Annotated in this window: 11 protein-coding genes; 7 read left to right on the forward strand and 4 right to left on the reverse strand. The window is 66.6% G+C overall.

Features of this window, described 5'->3' with window-relative positions; genetic code table 11:
* A partial coding sequence (locus CKO23_RS03150; RefSeq protein WP_207168410.1) for a helix-turn-helix domain-containing protein occupies window positions 1–534 on the reverse strand: 534 nt, incomplete at its 3' end.
* A gap of 104 nt (window positions 535–638) precedes the next feature.
* Here CKO23_RS03150 and CKO23_RS03155 point away from each other — a divergent pair.
* The 7 genes from CKO23_RS03155 (at window position 639) to CKO23_RS03185 (ending at window position 10,262) form a co-directional block, all read left to right on the forward strand.
* On the forward strand, window positions 639–854 hold the full coding sequence (locus tag CKO23_RS03155; RefSeq protein WP_200328302.1) for a 4Fe-4S dicluster domain-containing protein: 216 nt from the start codon (window positions 639–641) through the stop codon (window positions 852–854).
* A 2-nt stretch (window positions 855–856) separates the two neighbouring features.
* The gene (locus CKO23_RS03160; RefSeq protein WP_200328303.1) at window positions 857–1,513 is read left to right on the forward strand and encodes a ferric reductase-like transmembrane domain-containing protein; all 657 of its coding nucleotides are present in this window, start codon (window positions 857–859) and stop codon (window positions 1,511–1,513) included.
* Window positions 1,510–3,309, forward strand: coding sequence for an FAD-dependent oxidoreductase (locus CKO23_RS03165; RefSeq protein WP_200328304.1), 1,800 nt, complete (start codon window positions 1,510–1,512; stop codon window positions 3,307–3,309). Before CKO23_RS03160 ends, CKO23_RS03165 begins: the two co-directional genes overlap by 4 nt.
* 24 nt (window positions 3,310–3,333) lie before the next feature.
* Window positions 3,334–4,626 (forward strand): efflux RND transporter periplasmic adaptor subunit, encoded by a 1,293-nt coding sequence (locus CKO23_RS03170; RefSeq protein WP_200328305.1) that lies wholly within the window; start codon window positions 3,334–3,336, stop codon window positions 4,624–4,626.
* Window positions 4,623–7,796, forward strand: a complete 3,174-nt coding sequence (locus CKO23_RS03175; protein ID WP_207168411.1) for an efflux RND transporter permease subunit — start codon at window positions 4,623–4,625, stop codon at window positions 7,794–7,796. The genes CKO23_RS03170 and CKO23_RS03175 overlap by 4 nt, the downstream gene beginning before the upstream one ends.
* Before the next feature lie 354 nt (window positions 7,797–8,150).
* Window positions 8,151–8,969, forward strand: a complete 819-nt coding sequence (locus CKO23_RS03180; protein ID WP_200328306.1) for an O-methyltransferase — start codon at window positions 8,151–8,153, stop codon at window positions 8,967–8,969.
* A gap of 150 nt (window positions 8,970–9,119) precedes the next feature.
* Window positions 9,120–10,262 (forward strand): hypothetical protein, encoded by a 1,143-nt coding sequence (locus CKO23_RS03185; protein WP_200328307.1) that lies wholly within the window; start codon window positions 9,120–9,122, stop codon window positions 10,260–10,262.
* Between the two features lie 159 nt (window positions 10,263–10,421).
* Here the strand turns inward: CKO23_RS03185 and CKO23_RS03190 are convergent, their stop codons facing one another.
* From CKO23_RS03190 to CKO23_RS03200, 3 genes are all read right to left on the reverse strand, one after another.
* The gene (locus CKO23_RS03190) at window positions 10,422–11,510 is read right to left on the reverse strand and encodes a radical SAM protein (RefSeq protein WP_200328308.1); all 1,089 of its coding nucleotides are present in this window, start codon (window positions 11,508–11,510) and stop codon (window positions 10,422–10,424) included.
* A gap of 730 nt (window positions 11,511–12,240) precedes the next feature.
* Window positions 12,241–17,361 carry a CHASE domain-containing protein gene (locus CKO23_RS03195; RefSeq protein ID WP_200328309.1) on the reverse strand — a complete coding sequence of 1,707 codons (5,121 nt, stop codon included), beginning with the start codon at window positions 17,359–17,361 and terminating at the stop codon, window positions 12,241–12,243.
* Window positions 17,362–17,569: 208 nt separating this feature from the next.
* Entirely contained in the window at window positions 17,570–20,377 is a 2,808-nt protein-coding gene (locus CKO23_RS03200) for an AMP-binding protein (RefSeq protein ID WP_200328310.1), read from the reverse strand.
* Window positions 20,378–20,404 lie beyond the last annotated feature (27 nt).

Below are 20,404 nucleotides of genomic sequence, written 5' to 3' on the forward strand. Positions count from 1 at the left end.
GGTCTCGCAGACATCGCGACAGCGCTTGGCGAAATCACCATCGCGCGGGGTGTTGATCCAGCCCTGTACGCGATGCGGCTTGAGATCGATCTCGCGTAAGAAGCGTCCGATGGAGTGCGCGGAGATGGCGTCGACGATCCCGCGCGCCTTGGCCTCTTCAGCCAAGTCCTCATGGGTCCAGCGCGCCAGCGTCACTCCCTCGCGGACCGCAGGCTCGCACGCCAGGGCGATGATGGCGCAGATCTGCTCGGGGGTGAAGGTCGGCGGTGTCCCCGAACGCGGCTCATCGCTCAGACGCTCGAGCACCGGGTGATCCGCGCGCTCGCGCCAGCGGCGGCGCCAGCGTTGGACCAACGAGCGACTGACCTGCAACGTGGCGGCCGTTTCGTGCATCCCCTTGCCGGCGTCGGCGGCGAGAATGATTCGGGCTCGGATCGCCAGTTGCTGCGCCGTGGTGTGCTGACGCACCAACGCCTCCAACTGGGTACGTTCTTTGTCGGTGAAGGAAACGGGAATCGGGGTGCAGCGTGGCATCGTGTCATCAACTCGTCGGCGAAACTCAAGACAGATGAGTAGGATGCCATCGATCGCCCAGAAACAGTATTAGGACTTTCACTCTAGACCACTAGGCAAACCAGATGGCAATCAGCAGCATCGATGGATGTATCGGATGCGGGACCTGTGTTCAGTCCTGCCCGACCGACGTCATCCGCATGGACCCAGGCACCGGAAAGGCCGTCATTCGATACGTGGCCGACTGCCAGATCTGCCATTTGTGCCGAATGTATTGCCCGGTCGATGCCATCACCATCACGCCGGACAAGTCGATACCCGTTGTCGTCTCCTGGGGGTGAACGTGAAATCCGATACCAACAAGTGCCGGTTGATTGCAGCGGCACTGATGCTCTTGCTTCCGCCGCTGGTGCTCCTCGCCCTGGGGGACACCCCCAGGCGCTCGCTGCTGAAGGAAACGCTTTCCATGCTGACCCTGGCCGCGTTCTTTCTCCTGCTTGGGCAGTTTTTGCTCGGGCGCGGCGCGCGCTTCGTCAACGCGGGGATTCGGCTCGGCAGGCTGTTGAGCCTGCACAAGATCATCGGCTATTCGGTGGCGGGCCTGTTGCTCGTTCATCCCTTGCTGATCGTGCTGCCGCGCGCCTTCGAAGGCGGCATCTCTCCCCTAGAGGCATTGACGAAGATCCTGACCACCCTCGACAGCCTCGGCGTCGTCCTGGGGATGATCTCCTGGGTGCTGATGCTGGTGATCGGCGCCACCGCCCTGCTGCGCGCGAGGCTGGGGCTGGACTATCGCACCTGGAAGCTGGTGCACGCGCTGCTGTCGATCCTGCTGATGGTCACCGCCTCCTGGCACGCCATCGCGCTGGGGCGCCACACCGACGCGGCCATGTCGCTCCTGGTGGTGGCGCTGGCCTCGACGGCGGTGCTGGTGGTGATCCGGCAAACCCTCTCCGACACGCACAACCCCCTAACACGAACCCAGGGTGCCCGCCCATGAAGGATCCGCATGAGAACAACGGCATGTCACGCCGCCGCTTCCTGACGCTAGCCGGCGGAACCGCCGGGCTGACGACGCTCGCGGCCATGGGGCTGGCCCCGGGATGGGGCGAGAACCGGGCCGCCTTCGACCCCGATGACATGGACGAGCGGGCGCTCCAGACCGATGTGCTCGTGATCGGCGGCGGCATGGCCGGTCTGTTCGCGGCGGTCAAGGCGCACGACGCCGGCGCCCGTGTGATGGTGCTGTCCAAGGGGCGGCTCGGCGCCTCGGGACAGACACCGTTCGCCAAGGGCATCTTCGCGTTCGACGCGCGCGAGGCGGGCATCTCGCTCGATGCCTTCGTGGCCGAGGTGTCGCGCTCCGCGCTCGGCACCAACAACCCGGTCTACACGCGCCAGATGGCGGAGCATTCGGCGGCCAGGGTCGCGGAGCTGCGGGAGTGGGGCTTCTTCGACTCGCCGCTCTACAACAAGGCGTTCTCGCGGCCCATGGAGACGCGCGGCATCCCCCTGATCGAACGGGTCATGGTCACCCATCTCATTGAGCACGAGGGCCGCATCGCCGGTGCCGCGGGCTTCACCCTGGACGACGGGCAGCTGATCCAGGTTGCCGCCAAGAGCGTGATCCTCTGCACCGGTGCCGGCGGCTTCAAGCCCAACGGCTTTCCGATCTGCGACCTGACCCATGACGGCAGCGTGATGGCCTACCGGATTGGCGCCAAGGTCACCGGAAAGGAATGGAACGACGGCCATCCGGGCCAGGCGCAAAACCCGGCCGCCTGCTTCGACGGTTGGCACGGCATGTTCGAGCGCAAGCCGGACGTGACCGGTGTCGGCATTCGCCACGATCTCGGCGTGGAGCTGAACTACGCCGCCTATATCCATGGCGCGTCGCTGCCACCGGGTCCACCGGACAGGATGGCGGAAACGTTGGAAGGTGGTCCCTACAGGCCGCAGGGCTTCGACCATCCGCACGGGCCACCTCCACCGCCTGGAGGTCGACCCCTGGCCGGCGGTGCGGATCATCGCCCGCCGCCCCCTGGCGCCAAGGGTGGGCCTGGGGGTGGGCCTGGCGATCGACCCGGCGGCGACAAGGGTCCGCCCGGGATGCGCGGAGCGCCGGTCGGCGGCTCCTCGGCGGGCATGGCGATCCACAAGTCAGAGGGGCTGGTGCCGATCAACGACCGCTGCGCGTCCAACATCCCCGGACTCTATGCGGCGGGCGATGCCCTGGGATCCTACATGGCCGGGGCCATCTACACCCAGATCGGCTCCTCCCTGGCAGGCTCCGCGGTCCAGGGGGCCGTCGCCGGCGAGGCCGCCGCGGAGTACAGCAAGGGTGTGCAGATGCCGTCCGTGCCGGCGGACAAGCTGGCTCAAGTGGAGCGCGAGATGCTGGCGCCGTTGCGGCGGGAGGCAGGCTACGGCCCGGCCTGGGTCACGCAAACCCTGCAGGGCATCATGATTCCGAACTTCGTTCTCTACATCAAAAAGGAGTCCATGCTGAAGGCGGCGCTGGCCTATATCGAAGAGCTGCGGGATCACCATCTGCCGATGCTGCGGGCCAGCGACCTGCACGAACTCAGGCTGGCCCATGAGACCGCGAACATGATCGTCAGCGCGGAGATGAAGCTCAAGGCGTCGCTGATGCGCACGGAGAGCCGCTGCAGTCATTTCCGGCTCGACTACCCCGACATGGACGACGCAAACTGGCGGGCTTGGATCAACATTCACCAGGACGCCGAAGGCCGGATGCGGCTGGAGAAGCAGCCATTCGATCGCTGGCCGGCGTAGTTTGCCGATGGGACTCAAGCATCAATGCCACACTCCAGACGACCTCCCGACCCGGACGCCTCCTCGCGCGTGCGCCAGCCCGGCCGCAACTGGAAAATCGCGCGCTGGCTGCTGCCCCTGGTCGTGATCGGCGTCGGTTTGGCGATTGCCCAGATCCTTGTCAATAGCGGACCTCGGGCGCGGCTTGCCGCCCCTGCAAAACAGCCCCGGCTGGTGGAGACGCTCCGTTTCACGCCAGCCGAGGGCACACCCGTGCTCGAGGCCATGGGCACGGTCGTCGCCGCCCGTAAGAGCACCCTCTATGCACAGGTCAGTGGGCCGATCGTGTCGGTTAGCCGTCAGCTGATTCCCGGCGGCCTGTTCCAGGCCGGCGAGGAGATCCTGCGGATCGACGAAGCCGACTACCGTCTCGGTCTGCGCCAGCAAGAGGCCAACGTCGCGAGCGCTCAGGCCGCCCTGCAGGAGGAGTTGGGACAGCGGGTGGTCGCACGTCGCGAGTATGAACTGCTGGACCAGAAACTGGATTCAGTCGTCCAGGCCCTGGTGCTGCGCGAGCCACAGCTCGCCAGCGCCCGTGCCACGCTGGAAAGTGCCGAGGTCAGCCGCGATCAAGCCCAGCTCGCGCTTGAGCGAACCAAGGTCGTCGCACCGTTCCTCGGTATGGTCACCAGTCGAAACGTCGACTTGGGGACCCGTGTCGACCCCAGCACCGCCTTGCTCTCGCTCGTGAGTATCGAAAACGTCTGGGTGGACGTCAGCGTGCCGGTCGCCGATCTGCGCTGGATTACCATACCCACCAGCGACGCTGGCAGGGGGGCAAGCGTAGAGTTGCGGCAAACCGGCTGGGACGCGGGCACACGTCGCACCGGGCACGTCCTGCGCTTAATTCCAGAGCTGGACGGCGATAGCCGCATGGCGCGTCTGCTGGTTGAGGTCCCCGACCCCCTGGCCTTGAAACCGGAGCACGCCGGCCTGCCGCCGGTGATGGTGAATGACTTCCTGCGGGTGCGCATCAGCGGCCGTCCGCTTGAGGATGTTGTGGCCATGGAGCGCCGTTTGCTGCGCGATGGCGACCAGGTTTGGATCATGGCGCCGGACGACACACTCGAAATACGCCCCGTCGAGGTGGCTTTCCGCGGCCGTGATCAGGTGTTGATCAAGGCGGGGATCAGTCGCGATGACCGGGTGATCACTGCGGATATGGACACGCCCGTCGCCGGGACTCCGCTGCGCGAGCGCCGCGATTCTGGCGCTGTGACGCATGAAGATCAGGCACCGCCCAGTCAGCGCAAACCAGGCCCGGGAGCCGGATCATGAGCACCCCCACTATCGAGGCCGACAAAGACCGTGGCCCGATCGCCTGGATGGTGCACAACCGGGTCACCCCCAACCTGCTGATGCTGGTGTTCCTGGTGGGTGGCCTGTTTGCCTCCTGGACGATCAAGGAAGAGGTCTTCCCCGACTTCACCCTCGACCAGGTCGACATTTCAGTCACCTATTCCGGCGCCAGCCCGGAGGAAGTGGAGCAAGGCATCGTGCTGGCCGTGGAAGAGGCCATTCGCGGGATCGATGGGATCGAAGAGATCACCGCGACCGCCAGGGAGGGAAGCGCGGCCATCAGCGCCGAGCTGAGCGGTGACGCCGAGGCCATGCGCGTCTATCAGGAGATCCAGCAAGAGATCGACGCCATCACCACACTGCCCGAGGACGCGGAAGCACCTCGGGTCACCCTGGCCAGCCGCCAGCGCGAGGTGTTGGGACTGGCCGTCTCGGGGCCAGTGAGTGAGTGGACGCTGCACCAAGTCGCGGAGACGGTTCGGGATCGGTTGCTGCAACAGCCGGATATCAGCCAGCTGGAGATGCGTGGCGCTCGCGACTATGAGGTTCATGTCGACGTCGACCGTGACACCTTGCGCCGCTACAACCTCACGCTCGGCGATATCGCCACCATCATCGACAACAGCTCCGTGGAGCTGCCCGGCGGCAGCCTCGAAACCAAGGGCGGAGAGATCCTGCTACGGGTCACGCAGCGCCGCGATTGGGCCAGCGAGTTTGCCACCATCCCGGTCGTAGCGACCGGCAACGGCGGCTATCTGTCTCTCGGTGAAGTCGCCCGGATCAGTGACGGCTTCGAGGACGACGACAGCGCCCAGCACTACAACGGCAACCCGAGCATCGTCCTGCAGATCGACCGGGTCGGTGACCAGACGCCAGCGCAGGTCGCCGCAGCCACGCGCGCAGTCATGGCCGAACTTGCCTCCGAGCTGCCTCCCTGCGTCACCCTGGAGATCGACCACGATATGTCGGAAGTCTACCAGCAACGCCTCGATCTGCTGCTCAAGAACGCCTTCCTGGGTCTCCTGCTCGTGCTGGTGCTACAAGGGCTGTTTCTGGAATTCAAGCTCGCCTTCTGGGTCACCCTCGGCATCCCGACCAGCTTTCTCGGCGCCTTTCTGTTCCTGCCGCTGATGGATGTGTCGCTGAACATGATCTCCATGTTCGCCTTCATCGTCGCCCTTGGCATCGTGGTGGACGACGCCATCATCGCCGGGGAAAACATCTACGAGCTGCGCCAGCAGGGCATGGGATACCTGCGCTCGGCCATCGTCGGGGCGCGCGAGGTCTCGATGCCCATCGCCTTCAGCATCCTGACCAATCTGGTTGCCTTCATGCCCCTCTATTTCGTGCCGGGCACCATGGGTAAGGTGTTCCAGGTCGTCCCACTGGTGGTCTCGACGGTGTTTCTCATCTCCTGGGTGGAAGCCCTGCTGATCCTGCCGGCCCATCTGGGGCATTCCAATCCGGAGCACCGCAACCCCCTCGCGCGCTGGGCGCATACACGCCAGCAACGGGTGTCGGCCGCACTGGACCAGTTCATCACACGCCGGTATCAACCGTTGCTGGAGTTGTGCCTGCGCCAGCGTTATCTCACCCTGGCCGTCGGGATCGCCGTGCTCTCCATCGTTCTGGGATACGCCCTGAGCGGGCGCATGGGCTTCACCCTGATGCCACGGGTGGAAGGGGATCGCGCCATCGTCACCGCCACCCTCCCCTACGGCTCGCCAATGGAACAGGTCGAGCAAGTGCAGGCGCGACTGGTGTCCGCCATCGAACAAGTGGCCGCGGAGATCGGCCGCGATCAGCTCCTAAAGAGCATCGACACCAACATCCAGGAGAATGTCGTCAGCATTCGGCTGACCCTCACCGACGAGGCCATCCGTCCCCTAAGTACGCGCGAGCTGACACGCCGCTGGCGCGCAGCCAGCGGGGTGCTGCCGGGGGTGGAGTCGCTGCGTTTCGAGTCGGATCTGGGCGGACCGGGCCGCGGTGCCGCGCTGACGGTGGAATTGAGCCACGACGACATCGATCTACTCGATCGCGCCAGCGCGGCGCTGGCGGAACGGCTCGGCGAACTGCCGCTGGTGACGGACATCAAAGACGGATTCTCCCGCGGCAAGCAGCAGCTCGACTTCACCTTACTGCCGGAAGGACGCAGCCTCGGCTTGAGCGCCAGCGACCTGGCCCGACAGGTGCGCAACGCATTCTACGGCGCCGAGGCACTGCGCCAGCAGCGCGGCCGCAACGAGGTGAAGGTGATGGTGCGCCTGCCCGAGTCGCAGCGCATCAGCGAATACGACCTGGAGCAGCTCCAGGTGCACACGCCGGCCGGCGCCTGGGTGCCACTCATGCAGGTGGCGAAGGTGGAACGGGGACGGGCCTATACCAGCATCGAACGGCGTGACGCCCGACGCACGGTCAGTGTTACCGCCAACGTCGAGCCGGTGGACCAGACCAATCGGGTCGTCGCGGTCTTGGGCGATCAGATACTGCCCGACCTGCTGCGCCACTACCCGGGACTCACCTATAGCTTCCAGGGCAAGCAAGCCGACACCAGCGACAGCGTCACCAGCCTGCGCAACAGCGCCCTGGCGGCACTCGTCATCATCTACGCCATGCTGGCCATTCCCTTCCGCAGCTATGTCCAGCCGATTCTGGTGATGGCAGCCATCCCGTTCGGCGCGGTGGGTGCCCTACTCGGCCACCTGATCATGGGCTATAGCCTGAGCGTGGTGAGCATCATGGGCATGATCGCGCTCTCCGGTGTGGTGGTGAACGACAGCCTGGTGCTGATCGACTATGCCAACCGGCTCAGACGCCAGGGGTTCGACGCTCAGGCCGCCATGGTCGCCGCCGGCACCCGGCGTTTCCGCCCCATCCTGCTGACCACCATGACCACCTTCGGCGGATTGGCGCCGATGATTTTCGAAACCAGCATCCAGGCGCGGATCATGATCCCGATGGCCATCTCGCTGGGCTACGGCATTCTCTTCGCCACCCTCATCTCGCTGCTGCTGGTGCCGAGCCTCTACCTCATGCTCGACGGCATCGTTGCCGTTCGCCCGCCACGGACAGAGGACAGCCTTGATGTCCAGTCCAGCATCGGTTCGCCGATGACCCCGGCGCCCAAAGGAACGCTGCCGAAATAGCGCCGGACTCAAGAATGCCGGACTCGGGTGCGGCGCGGCACGAACTCCAGTCTTCGACGCCCGCCGCCGCTCTCCTGGCCTGTCCGCCGCGGCGCATCCATCCCCATGGACTGCTCACATTCGCCCCATCCTCGCTTCAAGGTCGCGACGTACTCTGAGTTCGTGTTGAGGGGCCTCCCCTGCTTGCCTGTTCCCTGGGCGCCGGTCTCGCCGATCCGGTCAATGCGCAACTGTCGCTGACCGCGGAGTCTCCGTGCCTGGATCTCGGGAGCGCGGGAGAGGAGCGATGGCAATCCGGAAACGAACGCCGCCGCCTTCGCCTCGACACCCCGATGAATCACGAGGAGACGACTCATGAACCAGACCATCACCGCGCTCGCCATGAGCATCTCGACAACGCTGGCCGCGGACTTTCGGCCGATCCCGCAACGGCTCGGTTTGATCGGCGCGATCTTCCGCGAGCTGGGCCGCTCGGCACGGGCGACGCTCGGGAGACAGCCGCGTCGGGAGCGGGCGGCCTTGGACTTCGTGCGCGCAGAGGCGGTCGAGGGCGATGCCGAGTCCGTCCTGTGCGCCCTCGATCGCTTTGCACGCGAGCAGCGCTTCATGATGAATCTGGGAGACGACAAAGGGCGCGTCCTGGATGCGCTTGTGGCCCAACTGCCCCTGAACGCCCATGTGCTCGAACTTGGAACCTATTGCGGCTACTCCGCGGTCCGGATGGCGCGCCTGCTCCGAGGGGGCGGGCAGGTCGTTTCGATCGAGGCGAATCGGCGTCACGCAAGGATCGCCCAGGCGATCTGCCAGTTCGCCGGCGTGGAGGATCAGGTGCGCATCCTGGTGGGAGAGAGCGGCACGATCATCCCTACGCTGACCGGTCCCTTCGACCTGGTCCTCATGGACCACAACAAGGACGAGTATCTCGTCGACCTCTGGCGCATCGAGGACAAGGGCCTCCTCGAGCCCGGCAGCAAGATCGTCGCCGACAATGTGGGACCGCTTTTCGATGCGCGTGAGTACCTGAAGTACGTGCGTACCAATCCGTACAACCCCTACCGATCTCACTACGTCGAAAGCCGCCTGGAGTACTACGAGGCGCATCCCGACGGCATGGAGATCTCGGTTCGGCTGAGTGCCGGCCAAGGCGATTCACCAAGTCTCGGCACCGGTTAGGGCCTGCTCCAACGCTTCAAAGGCATCGGCACACGCCGCCGCCGTCTCATGCTGCTCCCAATCCGCGCGCGTCGAATGGCGCCCTCATTGGCAGCGGCACTTCATCGTTCCGATCACGGCGGCATCCGCCGTCCTCAACAAGGTCTCGACATGACCACACCGCGCATCGTTCTGCATATCGGACTGGAAAAGACTGGCACGACCAGCATCCAGCGTTTTCTCACGACCAATCGCGCCCGCCTGCTCGCGCGCCATGGCATTCTCTATCCGACAGCCCCGGAGCTCTTTCGGCACGAGACACACTCGGTCGTGGCAGCCGCATTGCTTGGCTCCGGCGCACAGGACTTCGTCACAGGGGGTGATACGCCGAGACTCGATCGCGTCATCGCGGCGATCGATGACGCGGCCGACACCTATGCCGAGCAGATCGTGCTGAGCTCCGAGCACTTCTCGTCCCGGCTCACACCCGAGGCGATCACCAGGCTGGCGCAATGTCTTGCGCCATTTCCGGTCGAGGTCTTGGTCTACTTGCGCCCTCAGGACGAGATGGTCCTGTCGGCATTCTCGACGCGGTTGCTCTGTGGCGGGCGAGAATGGATGCGCCCTCGTGGCGTCGGACCCCACCTACGCTATTTCAATTACCTCCAATTGCTCGTCCCCTGGGCCGACGCCTTTGGATACGAGCGGATACGGGTGCGCCTGTTCGACCGCACGCACATGCAAGATGGCGATGTGGTAACGGACTTCCTCGCCACGCTTGGCGTTCGCAACTCTGGCCTGTTCAAGCAGTCGCCACCCCTCAACCGCTCCCTCAACGTCGCGGAGGCCGAGCTGATGCGCCGACTCAACCAGCGCCTGCCGACCTGGGAGGAGGCCAGCCGCAGAAGGCGCCCGCAGATCTATCATCGGGCACAGCGCGTGCGTCGCACCCTACTCGCGGAGACACGCGCCGCCAGGATGTTCGAGCATTCACCTCCCCTGTCAACGCTGCTATCGAGCACGGAACGCCAACAGCTCCTCGACCGCTTCAGTGACGTCAACACCCGCCTGGCCCGCGACTTTCTGAGCCGCGGCACGCTCTTCAAGGAACCCTCCACCTGCGCGGACCGATCGGAGGCAGCCGACACCCGCGCGGCATGGAGCCCGGACGAGGCGCTGCTCGCGGAGGTCATGGCCTCATTCGAGCAACGCCTCAGGCCGCGCAGGCCGATCCCGCTCGGGCGAGCGCTCGTCCGCAAGGCGGTGTCCCTGCTGGGTTACAGGCAGCCGGCGCTCCCCGAGCAAAGCGGCTGAATCCCGCGCCCCCGCGTCTCGACCGCCTCGCGCGCCCGCGGCGGAGGTGGCGGGCGGCGAAGCCGTCTCATCGGACGGTCGGTCATCCGCCGTGAGGCGGGCATCTTCAACTCGCGACGCAATCGTTTTGGAAACAGCCCGCGCAACGCCACCCAATCCTCAACCCAGGCCGACCCCGCTCACCCGAGTCCCGCACGCGGGGCACTGCCCGCCACGGATCTCATTGGCCACCAGCTGGAAGCCGAACCGCTGGATCAACCGCTTGCCGCACTGGTGGCACAAGGTGTCCTCCCCGCCCGCGCCGCGGAGGTTGCCCCGGTAGATGTAGCGCAGCCCCGCCTCCTCGCCGATGTCGGCCGCCCGTCGCAGGGTCTCGGCCGGCGTGGATGCCACCCGCGTCATCTCGTAGGCACCGTGGAACCTGGAGACATGCCAGGGAATCTCCGGCGAGACCGACCCGATGAAGCGCGCGATATCGCGCAGCTCCGCGTCGGAATCGTTGACGCCAGGAATGATCAAGGTCGTCACCTCGAGCCAGACGCCCAACGCCTGATAGCGGGCGATGGCATCGAGCACGGGCCGCAGCTTCACCCGGCTCAGATGGCTGTAGCTGGACTGGCGGAAGAACTTGAGATCGACGTTGGCCGCGTCCAGCACGGTCGCCAGCTCGTGCTGCGGGGCCTCGTTGATGTAGCCGTTGGTGATGAAGACATTCGCCAGGCCAGCCTCCCTGGCCAGACAGGCCGTCTCATAGGCCAGCTCGTAGAAGATCGTCGGCTCGGTGTAGGTGTAGGCGATGGAGCGCGCCCCGCTGGCCAGGGCGCCCTGGACGATCTGCGCCGGCGTCACCGGCTCCCCGGGCACTGTGTTATCCAGGTCCGCCAGACGCGGGCACAGCGGCTCGGCGCCCTCCCCGACCGGACCGGCGTCCAGGTGCTTCGGCAGCCGCTCGCGCGGCCATTGACTGATCTCCCAGTTCTGACAGAAGTCGCAGCGCAGGTTGCAACCGACGGTCGCGATCGAATAGGACTGCGAGCCCGGATAGAAGTGGAACAGCGGCTTCTTCTCGATCGGATCCAGATGACGCGAAATAACGCGGTCGGCGACCAGGGTGTAGAGGACACCCCCGGCGTTGTAACGCACCGCACAGACCCCGCGTGCCCCGTCGGCAATGACGCAATCGTGGGGACAGAGTCTGCACTGAACCCGGTGATTCTCGAGCCGGTCGTAGAAACGCGCTTCTTTCATCGCGGCGATCCCCAAGCAGTCTGAGCTGCTGTAAGTATGGACCACCCAATCCCGAGTGCTGCGCGAGGCAAAACAGGTCACCGCGGAGCGGTGCCAGGAGAGACGATCCCGGAGCGCGCTCCCCGCCTTCTGTGCGGGGCATTTACAGCATGCGTCGCGTCAAGCTCCGTGCGTCTCGAAAAAGAAATAGCCGGTGATCGCCGCGCTCGCCATCAGGACGAAGGTCTTCACCTGTGCCTGCGGGAGCTTGCGCGATAGATGCGCCGCGGCGTAGCCGCCCGCGCGCGTGCCGAGCAGAACCAGGAGCCCCTCCCGCCACGCGATCGCGCCTTGCCAGACGAAGAGTGCGATGGCGATGAGTGAGACGGCGGATGAGGCAAAAAGATTGAGAAGCTGTCTGAAAAACTCTACCGTCTCGTGGCACCGCTCCGCGCCTTCGGACCTCTCTGTTTAGGCGATTTCCGGAAATGACCTTACCCAAATAGACCCGGATCGGCAGGATGGGCAGGATGGGCAAAGTCCGCGCTCTGGGCTCGCGTCCAACCTCGACGCCAGACGGACGTGCCCATCGTGCAAGCCGCCGAGCTGGGATGATGGGCACGCCCCTGGACCCTCGGCACTCCGAAAGCAGCGCATCGCCAGGGCTTTGCCCATCCTACCGGATCGGAACCGCGGGTCTGTTGTTTCCCGGAAATCACCTTATGCCGACGTCCGAGAGACTCGCTGTCCATCAGGATCCCGCCGAAGCCGGCCGCTCGGTCTGCAAGACAGCCAGCGCGGCGTCGAAATCAAAGGCTTCGAGAGACTCCATGAGTGTGTCGAACCCGTCGCCAAGGACGCCTCTGAGCACTGGCGCATGGGTCTCGCACAGCCGCAGGGCCGCCGTGTCCGCCTCCGCGACCAGCGTGCTGAGTTCGCTCAGGATGGCCGCGGCGGCCGCCGGGTCGCCCGGCGCCTCGACCGGCTCGGGCAAGGGCCTCGGCTGGGTCGGCTCCAACGCGGCCGAGAGCACCCCGAGCATCTGCTCCATCTCGTCGATCACTGGCGTGATCAAGGCAGGATCGGGGGGTTCCGTCTGGCGCAGCAGGCTGTCAAGGCGGGTGGCGGCCTGCGCCATCGCGCTGATGCCGAGGGTGCCCGCCACGCCCTTGATGCTGTGCGCAATCCGCCGGGCCGGCTCCTGCTCGCCGGCATGGAGGTGAGCCGAGATTTCGGCGGGCTGCTCCCGGCTGCTGGTGATGAAGCGACGCAGCAGCGCAAGATACTTGTCCGAATTCCCGTTGAGCGCGGCGAGTCCGCGAGACACATTGAGGCCAGAAAGCCCAGCCAACCGGTCCAGCGCGGATGCCGCCGAGGCTGACGGCGCGGTTGCGGTCTCCACGGGGGCATCGCGCATCTCGGCGAGGGATTCCAGAGGCGTGCCCGGTGTTCGCGGCAGCCAGCGAAGCAGCGCCGCATAGAGCGCCTGCGGCTCCACCGGCTTGGGGACGAAGTCGTTCATGCCCGCTTGCAGACAGGCCCGGCGGTCCTCGTCGAAGGCATTGGCCGTCAGGGCGAGAATCGGCAATTCCGCGCACCCCGGCAAGGCGCGGATCGCGCGCGTCGCCTCCAGCCCATCGAGCACGGGCATCTGCACGTCCATCAGAACCAGGTCATAGTGCTTGGCGCGCACCCGCTCCAGCGCCTCGCGACCATCGCTGGCGGTCTCGGCACTCAGGTTGACGGCCTTCAGAATCTCGAGCGCGACCTCCTGGTTGATCGGGTTGTCTTCCGCCAGGAGGATGCACGCGCCACTGTAGTGCTGTGCAATCTCGGCGGCCACCTGCCGGGAAGGCGTCGCGCGCGATTCGGGATGAACGGCCGCCCCCTGCCGCACGCGTGCGGTGAACCAGAAGCAGCTGCCCTTGCCGGGCTCGCTCTGGGCGCCGGCGTCACCGCCCATCAAGCGCGCCAGACGGCCCGTGATCGCCAGTCCCAGTCCGGTCCCGCCATACTTGCGCGAGACGGATTCATCGGCCTGCTCGAAGGCCTCGAACACGCGCGCCAGCGTCGACGGCTCGATGCCGATCCCGGTGTCCTCGACCTCGAAGCGCACGAGGAGCTGCTCGCCGTCTTCGTGCTCCAAGAGCGCACGCAGAACGATCCGGCCGCGCTCGGTGAACTTGACGGCATTGGCGGCGAGATTGAGTAGGCACTGACGCAAGCGCGTCAGATCGCCGCGCAGCCATCGGGGGAGACCGCGCGCATCGACATCCACCCGCAGTCCCTTGGCGGCCGCCGACTCCGCGATCAGGAAGCGCGTGTGCTCCAGGACCTCCGGCAGCGCGAAATCACGCGCTTCCACCTGCATGTGTCCGGCCTCGATCTTGGTCAGATCGAGGATGTCGTTGATCACGCCCAAGAGGTGATGGGCCGATGCATCGATCTTGCCCAGGCGCTCGTGCTGCGCCTCGCTCAGGCGCGACTGCTGAAGCAGATGCGTCAGCCCGATGATGGCATTCATGGGGGTGCGGATCTCATGGCTCATGTTCGCCAGGAAGCGGCTCTTGGCCTGGCTGGCGGCCTCCGCCTCTTCCTTGGCGGCCACGAGCTGGATCTCGGCGCGGCGACGCCGGTAGATCCGCCAGAGGTCGTTGCCGATGGCCTGGAGTTGGCGCACATCGGATTCGTCGTAATCCCTGGACTTGTTGCCGACCCCAAGCAGGGCACGCACCTGCCCGTCGTCGATCACGGGAACCCCAAGGTAGCGAACGAGCTCGATATGGCCTTGAGGTTGACCCCGTCGTTCGTTCAACCGCTGAAAATCGTTGTGGATGACGGGACGTGCGAGACGCACGGTATCGGCCCAAACACCGCCCTCGCTGATGGGAGCGTGCGGTTGAGGGGCGACGCCGCAACGGGCCAGCGTCCCGCTCGACCAGATCACCAGCCGGATGGCCTTCTGCTCGGCGTCGAGAAAATACAGAGAGCCGACCTCGCTCTCGGTCAGACGCACCCCCGCGTCGATCCCTTGCTGTAGCAGGTCGTGCTCGTCCAGCGTATCGGCCAACTGGCTGATCTCGAACATGGCCCTGAGCCGCTCGTCGGCGCGCGACAGGACGGCGTTGGCCCGCTCCAGCTCGCGCGTGCGCTCACCCACCAGCCGCTCCAGGTCCTGCTGGTGCCGCTCCAGCTCGGCCTCCGCCCGCTTGCGGGCGGTGATGTCCTGATGCAGACAGAACAGATAGCGCTGCCCCATGACTTCCACGCAGTTCACACTCACCTCGACGTCGTACTCGCTCCCGTCCTTACGGCGGTGACGGGTCTCGGCGATGCGGTGTAACTCATCCGCACGCCGGAAATAGTCCTGCAGTCGCGCGCGCGGGATGGCGACGTCCCAGTCCCAGACAGACAGCTCCATCAGCTCGTCCAGCGCATAGCCCAACATGGCGGCAAAGGCCGGATTGGCCTCGACCAGGGAGCCATCCGGGCGGAGTAACGCGATGCCGTCCCTTGACTGCTCGAACAGGATGCGACGCCGCCGCGCCTCATCGCGCAGTGCGTGCTGGGTCTCCAGCCGTTCGATCGCCGCGGCCACGGAGATCAATGCCTCGTTTACACGCGCCACCTCCGAGCGATGGCGTGTATCGGCGAGCAGCAAGCAGCCGGCCGTGTCGATGCCCAGCTGCAGCGGCACACTGATGCAGGTGACGACGCCCAGCGCGGACAGCGCAGCCGGAATGGATTCGGCGGGTGGTCGGCCGTCCGGCTCCTGGGACGATTGCACGCCCTTGTCTGCCGATGCGCTCTCGCTCGCCACCACGGGTGCCAGCCGACCAGGCACGACATCGGCCAATCCGACGCTGCTCAGAAAGGCCATGTCCTCATGGTCAGGATCCAGGCGCGCAATGGCGGCGATGGGAAAGTCCAGCCGCGCCGCCAGCAGCGGCGGCAGCGCCTGATGGAAACCATCCAAGCTGTCGCAGGTGCTGGCGAGCTGCGCGACGGCGCTCACCGTCTCATGTCTGCGTTCGCTCGCGACCCGTTCGCCGATGTCGCCGTAGGTGAGGACGACCCCGCTGCTCGGGGGCGGCAGGGCCGCCGCGATGACCTCAAGCCAGGTGACCTCGGTATCGGTCCGCACGAAGCCGAACTCCCCGCTGTAGAGACTGCCGCCCTCGCGGAGCGCGCGCACGCCGGGGAATTCCTCGGCAGGCATGGGCGTGCCGTCGCGTCGCAGCAGCTGCCAGTCCGCGCCGTCCAGCGCGCGGCTCAGATGCGCGTCGCGCGCAAGACCCAGCAGGCGCTCGGCGGCCTGGTTGGTCTCGCGGATCCACCCTTGAGCGTCGGATACCGTGATCCCGAGTGGAAAGCTCTCGAACAGGACGCGATATTTGGCGAGGGCGAGGTCGCGCGCCTGCTCGGCGCGCCGAGACTCGGTGATGTCGATGTTGAGGCCGAAGATGCCCAGGATGCGCTCCCCTTGGCGGATGGGGGCAAGAATGTTGCGGAAGATCCGTCTCTCACCCTCCGGCGCATAGGAGACCTCTTCATCCACCACCTCTCCCGCCATGGCGCGCGCGTTGTTGCTCAGCCAGAGGTTCCGCGCCTCCTCGGAGACCGCCGCTTCCGGCAGACGCTTGCCGATCTGGCTGCCCCAATGCCGAATCAGCAGCGCGTTCTCCATGAAACAGCGCCCCTCGAGATCGCGCGCCCAGAACTCGAAGGGGAGGCTGTCGATCACGGCCCGCAGCGTGGATTCCTGTTCCAGCAGCGCAGCATTGAGCTGCTTGACCTCAGCCTCGGTCCGCTGCCTGGCATGCAGTTCCCGCGCGAGTTCGGCACCGTGCTCGCGGGATCTGCTCAGCGCCCGCAGCAGACCGGCCAGGAGCAGGCTGATGAGACCGCCGCTGATGGCCACCAGCAGCACCGGAAAGGCCATGATGGCCGGCGGCGCATCGGCCATGGGCGTCACCTGAAGCGTCCAGCGCTGTGCATTGAAGTCCAGGGGCAGCTCGATCGCGCGACCCGAGGTCTCGCCTTGGCCGTTGTCGCCCGTCGGGTCTGGGTACAAGCGGCTCTCGGGGCTGATTCGGACACCGTCGTAGACCGCGAGCCGCACCTGAAGGGGGGCGGATCGATCCCTGCCGCCCAGGATGCCCCGCATGAGATCGGGCAGCCGATAGACGCCGTAGATCCAGCCCATGAGGGCCGACTGGCGCTCCGTCACGCTGGCGGTTGGCAGACCGGCCCGATAGACGGGGACGAACATCAGATTGGCCGGGGGCACGTCCCCCTTGGTCTCCCGATCCAAGAGGACATGGTTGGCAAGCACGACCAGATCCTGATCGCGCGCCTGCTCCATGGCGACCCGGCAGCGCGGGTTGGTGAGCAGGTCGTAGCCCAGCCTGCCCTGGCTGTCGGCGGAGACAGGCGCCTGATCGACGATGGCGGAATACAGCGTCCGCCGCCCCGCCGGCCAGACCCGATACCCGGGAAAGCCCTCGGCGCGCAGCCCCCGCTGATGCGCGTCGAGCTGGTCCGGCTGGATCAGCTGAGCGAAGCCTGCTTCCTGGATGGCGGGGAGACCCCGGTGCGTCTTGCTCTGCGCGATGAAGGTCTGCCACTCCTGCCGCGTCACCTCCGATGAAGCGGCAAAGAAGGCGGCGGCGGCGCGCAGAAAGAGTGCCTGGGCATGGACCTGCTGATGCAGCTCATACACGAGGTCATGACCGATGAGCCGCAGCGCTTGGTCGCGTTTGGCCTCCTCGCCGGAGCGCACATCGAGGGTGGCGAACAGGGTCAGGAGCAGTCCGATCCCGAGTGCGATCCAGCTGAGTCCTGGGTGAGGAGCTGCATTCATCGGTGCCATCGCGGGTGCCCTCCTTGGGCAAGGACGCATCTACCTGGCAGTGTACCCCAGAGGTACTGTCGATCCGTTGCTGGCCAAGGCTTGGGTGCGCAACGCATCGAATTTGATCGTCAGGGTTCGGAAAAGCAACCAGCGGCAGACAGCCGGTGGCTTTGCGTCGCGCACGAAACAACCACATCTCGCGTGCTCGTGACACCGCGCTGCGGCGTCACTCAGGCTGGGCTCCACATGCGGGCTCCATCAGCTGCGCGGCAATGACATCGCGCGCGGCATCGCGCAGCCCGACCGCCGCTTCCCAATCCTTGCCTGTCGGCTCCAGCGCGGGTCCGATGCGGACGCTGACCTGGCCGGGCCTGGGTCTGAAGCTGTCGCCCGGCATGATCTCGCGGGTTCCCCGGATCGTCACGGGGAGCACCGGCACCCGGGCCTGGGCAGCGGCCGCGAAGGCCCCCATGCGGAAGGGCATGAGGCCCGGCTGTTCGCGAAAGGTGCCTTCGGGAAAGAAGGCGAGGCAGCGGCCCTGCGCCAGGGCGCGATCGAGCTGCGCCGACTCCGAGCTGCTGCGCTGGAGGTCGAACCGATCGACGAACAGGGTGCCCATGCGCGCCAGGAACCGACCCACCAGCGGATTGCGCGTCAGCTCGCGCTTGGCGACGAAGCTCAGGGGATGCGCGATGGCGTCGATCAGCGCCAGGGCGTCCAGATAGCCTTGATGATTGGCGACCAGCACATAGGAGGCCCCCGCCGGCGGCAGCCGCTCGCGCCCGCTCACCGACAGTCGCACGAAGGTGAGCCGCCGCATCAGCCGCAGTCCGAAGCGCACCAGACTCCAGCGCCAGCTGAGCCGAGGCATGATCATGGCGCCGATCCAGAACCAGGGCGCGATGAGATAGAAGACGGCCCAGGCATAGGCGCCATAAAGCCGCCCCGGCAAACGCCGCAGGAAGTGCCCGGCGCGCAGGGGCACGGCCGAGACGGCCAGCCGCAGGACCTGGATGGACGGCCGCGGCGCCCCCTGAAAGAGCTTGCCCGCCAGATAGCGCTCGCGGGTGTCGACCCGCCGCAGCTTGCCGCTTGAGGTCTTGAGCACCGCGCGCGGCGGGGCCAGCACGATCTCGTCCGGCGGCAGGCCGAGGATGTCCGTCGCGCACGCGCGCGCCCGCTGCATCAACGCCGCCCGCCGCGCCGGATCATGCTCCTTGGACTCGGCCACGATCACCAGCCGCTCGCTGCCCTGCTTGGGATCCTTGGCCGCGAAGGCGACGACGCAGCCCTTGCGGATGCCGGGCAGTTCGCCGAGCGCCTGCTCGACCTCGTAGGGGTAGATGTTACGCCCGCCGCGGATGATGAGATCCTTGACACGGCCGGTGAGGTGGATGTCGCCACCGGCCAGATAGGCGCGGTCGCCGGTCTCGTGCCAGCCGTCGCGGATGAGCGCGGCGGTGGCCTCGGGGTTGTGGTAATAGCCGCGCGTCGCGGAGGGTCCCTGGAACTGCAGCAGTCCCTCGTGCCGCTCCGGAAGCGCCCCGCCCTGAGCGTCCACCACGCGGACGGCGTAACCCGGCAAGGCGCGACCGCAGGCCACGACCTGGGTCGCGTCGGGGTCATCGCAGGGCACGGGCAGCGCATAGCCGGAGTTCGCAAAGCGCACGGCGTCGATGCAGTCGATGCGCGGACCGCGCGTCGGTGGCGGAAAGGCCAGTCCGACCGCCGCTTCCGCGAGTCCGTAGACCGGCGCCAGGGCGTCCGCGCGCAGGCCGTAGGCGCCGAAGCGCTCGGCGAAGCGTTGCAGGGTGTCGGCACTCACCGGCTCGGCGCCGTTGAAGGCCCGCCGCCAGCAGCTCAGGTCCAGTCCCCGCAGCTGGCTGTCCGACAGCCGCGTCAGGCAGAGTTCGTAGGCGAAGTTGGGCGCGGCGGAGAGCGTCCCGCCATGCCGATGGATCGCGCGCAGCCAGCGGCTGGGCCGCGCCAGGAAGGCCAGCGGCGACATGGAGATCAGCGGCACCGCGAAGTAGAGGCTGCCGAGCCAGGCGCCGATGAGCCCCATGTCGTGATAGAGCGGCAGCCAGCTGACGAAGACGTCGTCCGTATCGATGGCGATGGCCTCGCCCATGGCGCGGATGTTCGCCAGCAGGTCGGCGTGCGAGAGCATGACGCCCTTGGGGTTGCCCGTACTGCCCGAGGTGTATTGGAGAAAGGCCAGATCCTCCGGCGCGGGATCCGCCCAGACGGCGATCTCCGGCTCGTCCATCACCCCGTCCAGGGTCATCACCTCCCGCAACGAGGACAACTGGGCCTTGAGGATCCGCGCCACGGCGCGCGCCTCCGGCACCGTGATCAACAGCGCCGCGCCGGCATTTTCGAGGATGCGCGCGTGCCGGCGCAGGTGGTCTTCCAACTGCTGCGGCCGCGCCGGCGGATAGATGGGCACGGGCACGCCGCCGGCGACCAGGATGCCGAAGAAGCTGTAAAAGTAGTCCGGCCCGGTCGGCAGCATGACCGCCACCCTAGCGCCCGGCTTGAGACCGGCGCGCCGCAGCCGCTCGGCAACCCGCGCGGCGCCGGTGGCGAGATCCGCATAGCTGATGAGATGGGTGGCGTCGTCGCCGTCGTAGTAGGTGATATGCGTCCGCGCCCCATGGTGGTCGCGGTGCCAGGCAAGCACATCGAGCAAGGTCCGCGCCGCCGTCGGCACGCCCGCTTGCGCCGCGCTCGCTACCCCCGAGTCGGCGGATGCGACACCGCTCAAGACGCCCTGCCCCGCGCCGAGCATCACGAGCAGATCACGCGGCGTCGCCGCCAACAGGGCCGCATCCGGCAGCCGCCTGTCCAGCCCGGCCTCCAGGCGGGCGATCAGCTCGGAGCGGCTCAGGCTGTCCAGACCCAGGTCCGACTCCAGGCGCGTGTCCAAGCCGATTCCCTCCTGGGGCAAGGGGATCCGGGAGTCCTCGACGAAGGTCCGCAGGATGGCGAGCAGTTGGGCGGTGGTCTCTGAAGACGGGGTGTTATCGGTCATGGGTGAGGGCCGGCGATCGATCGCGCT

Origin of the sequence: Thiocystis violacea (assembly GCF_016583565.1) — a bacterium.
In the GTDB taxonomy this organism is placed as follows: Bacteria; Pseudomonadota; Gammaproteobacteria; order Chromatiales; family Chromatiaceae; genus Thiorhodococcus; species Thiorhodococcus violaceus_A.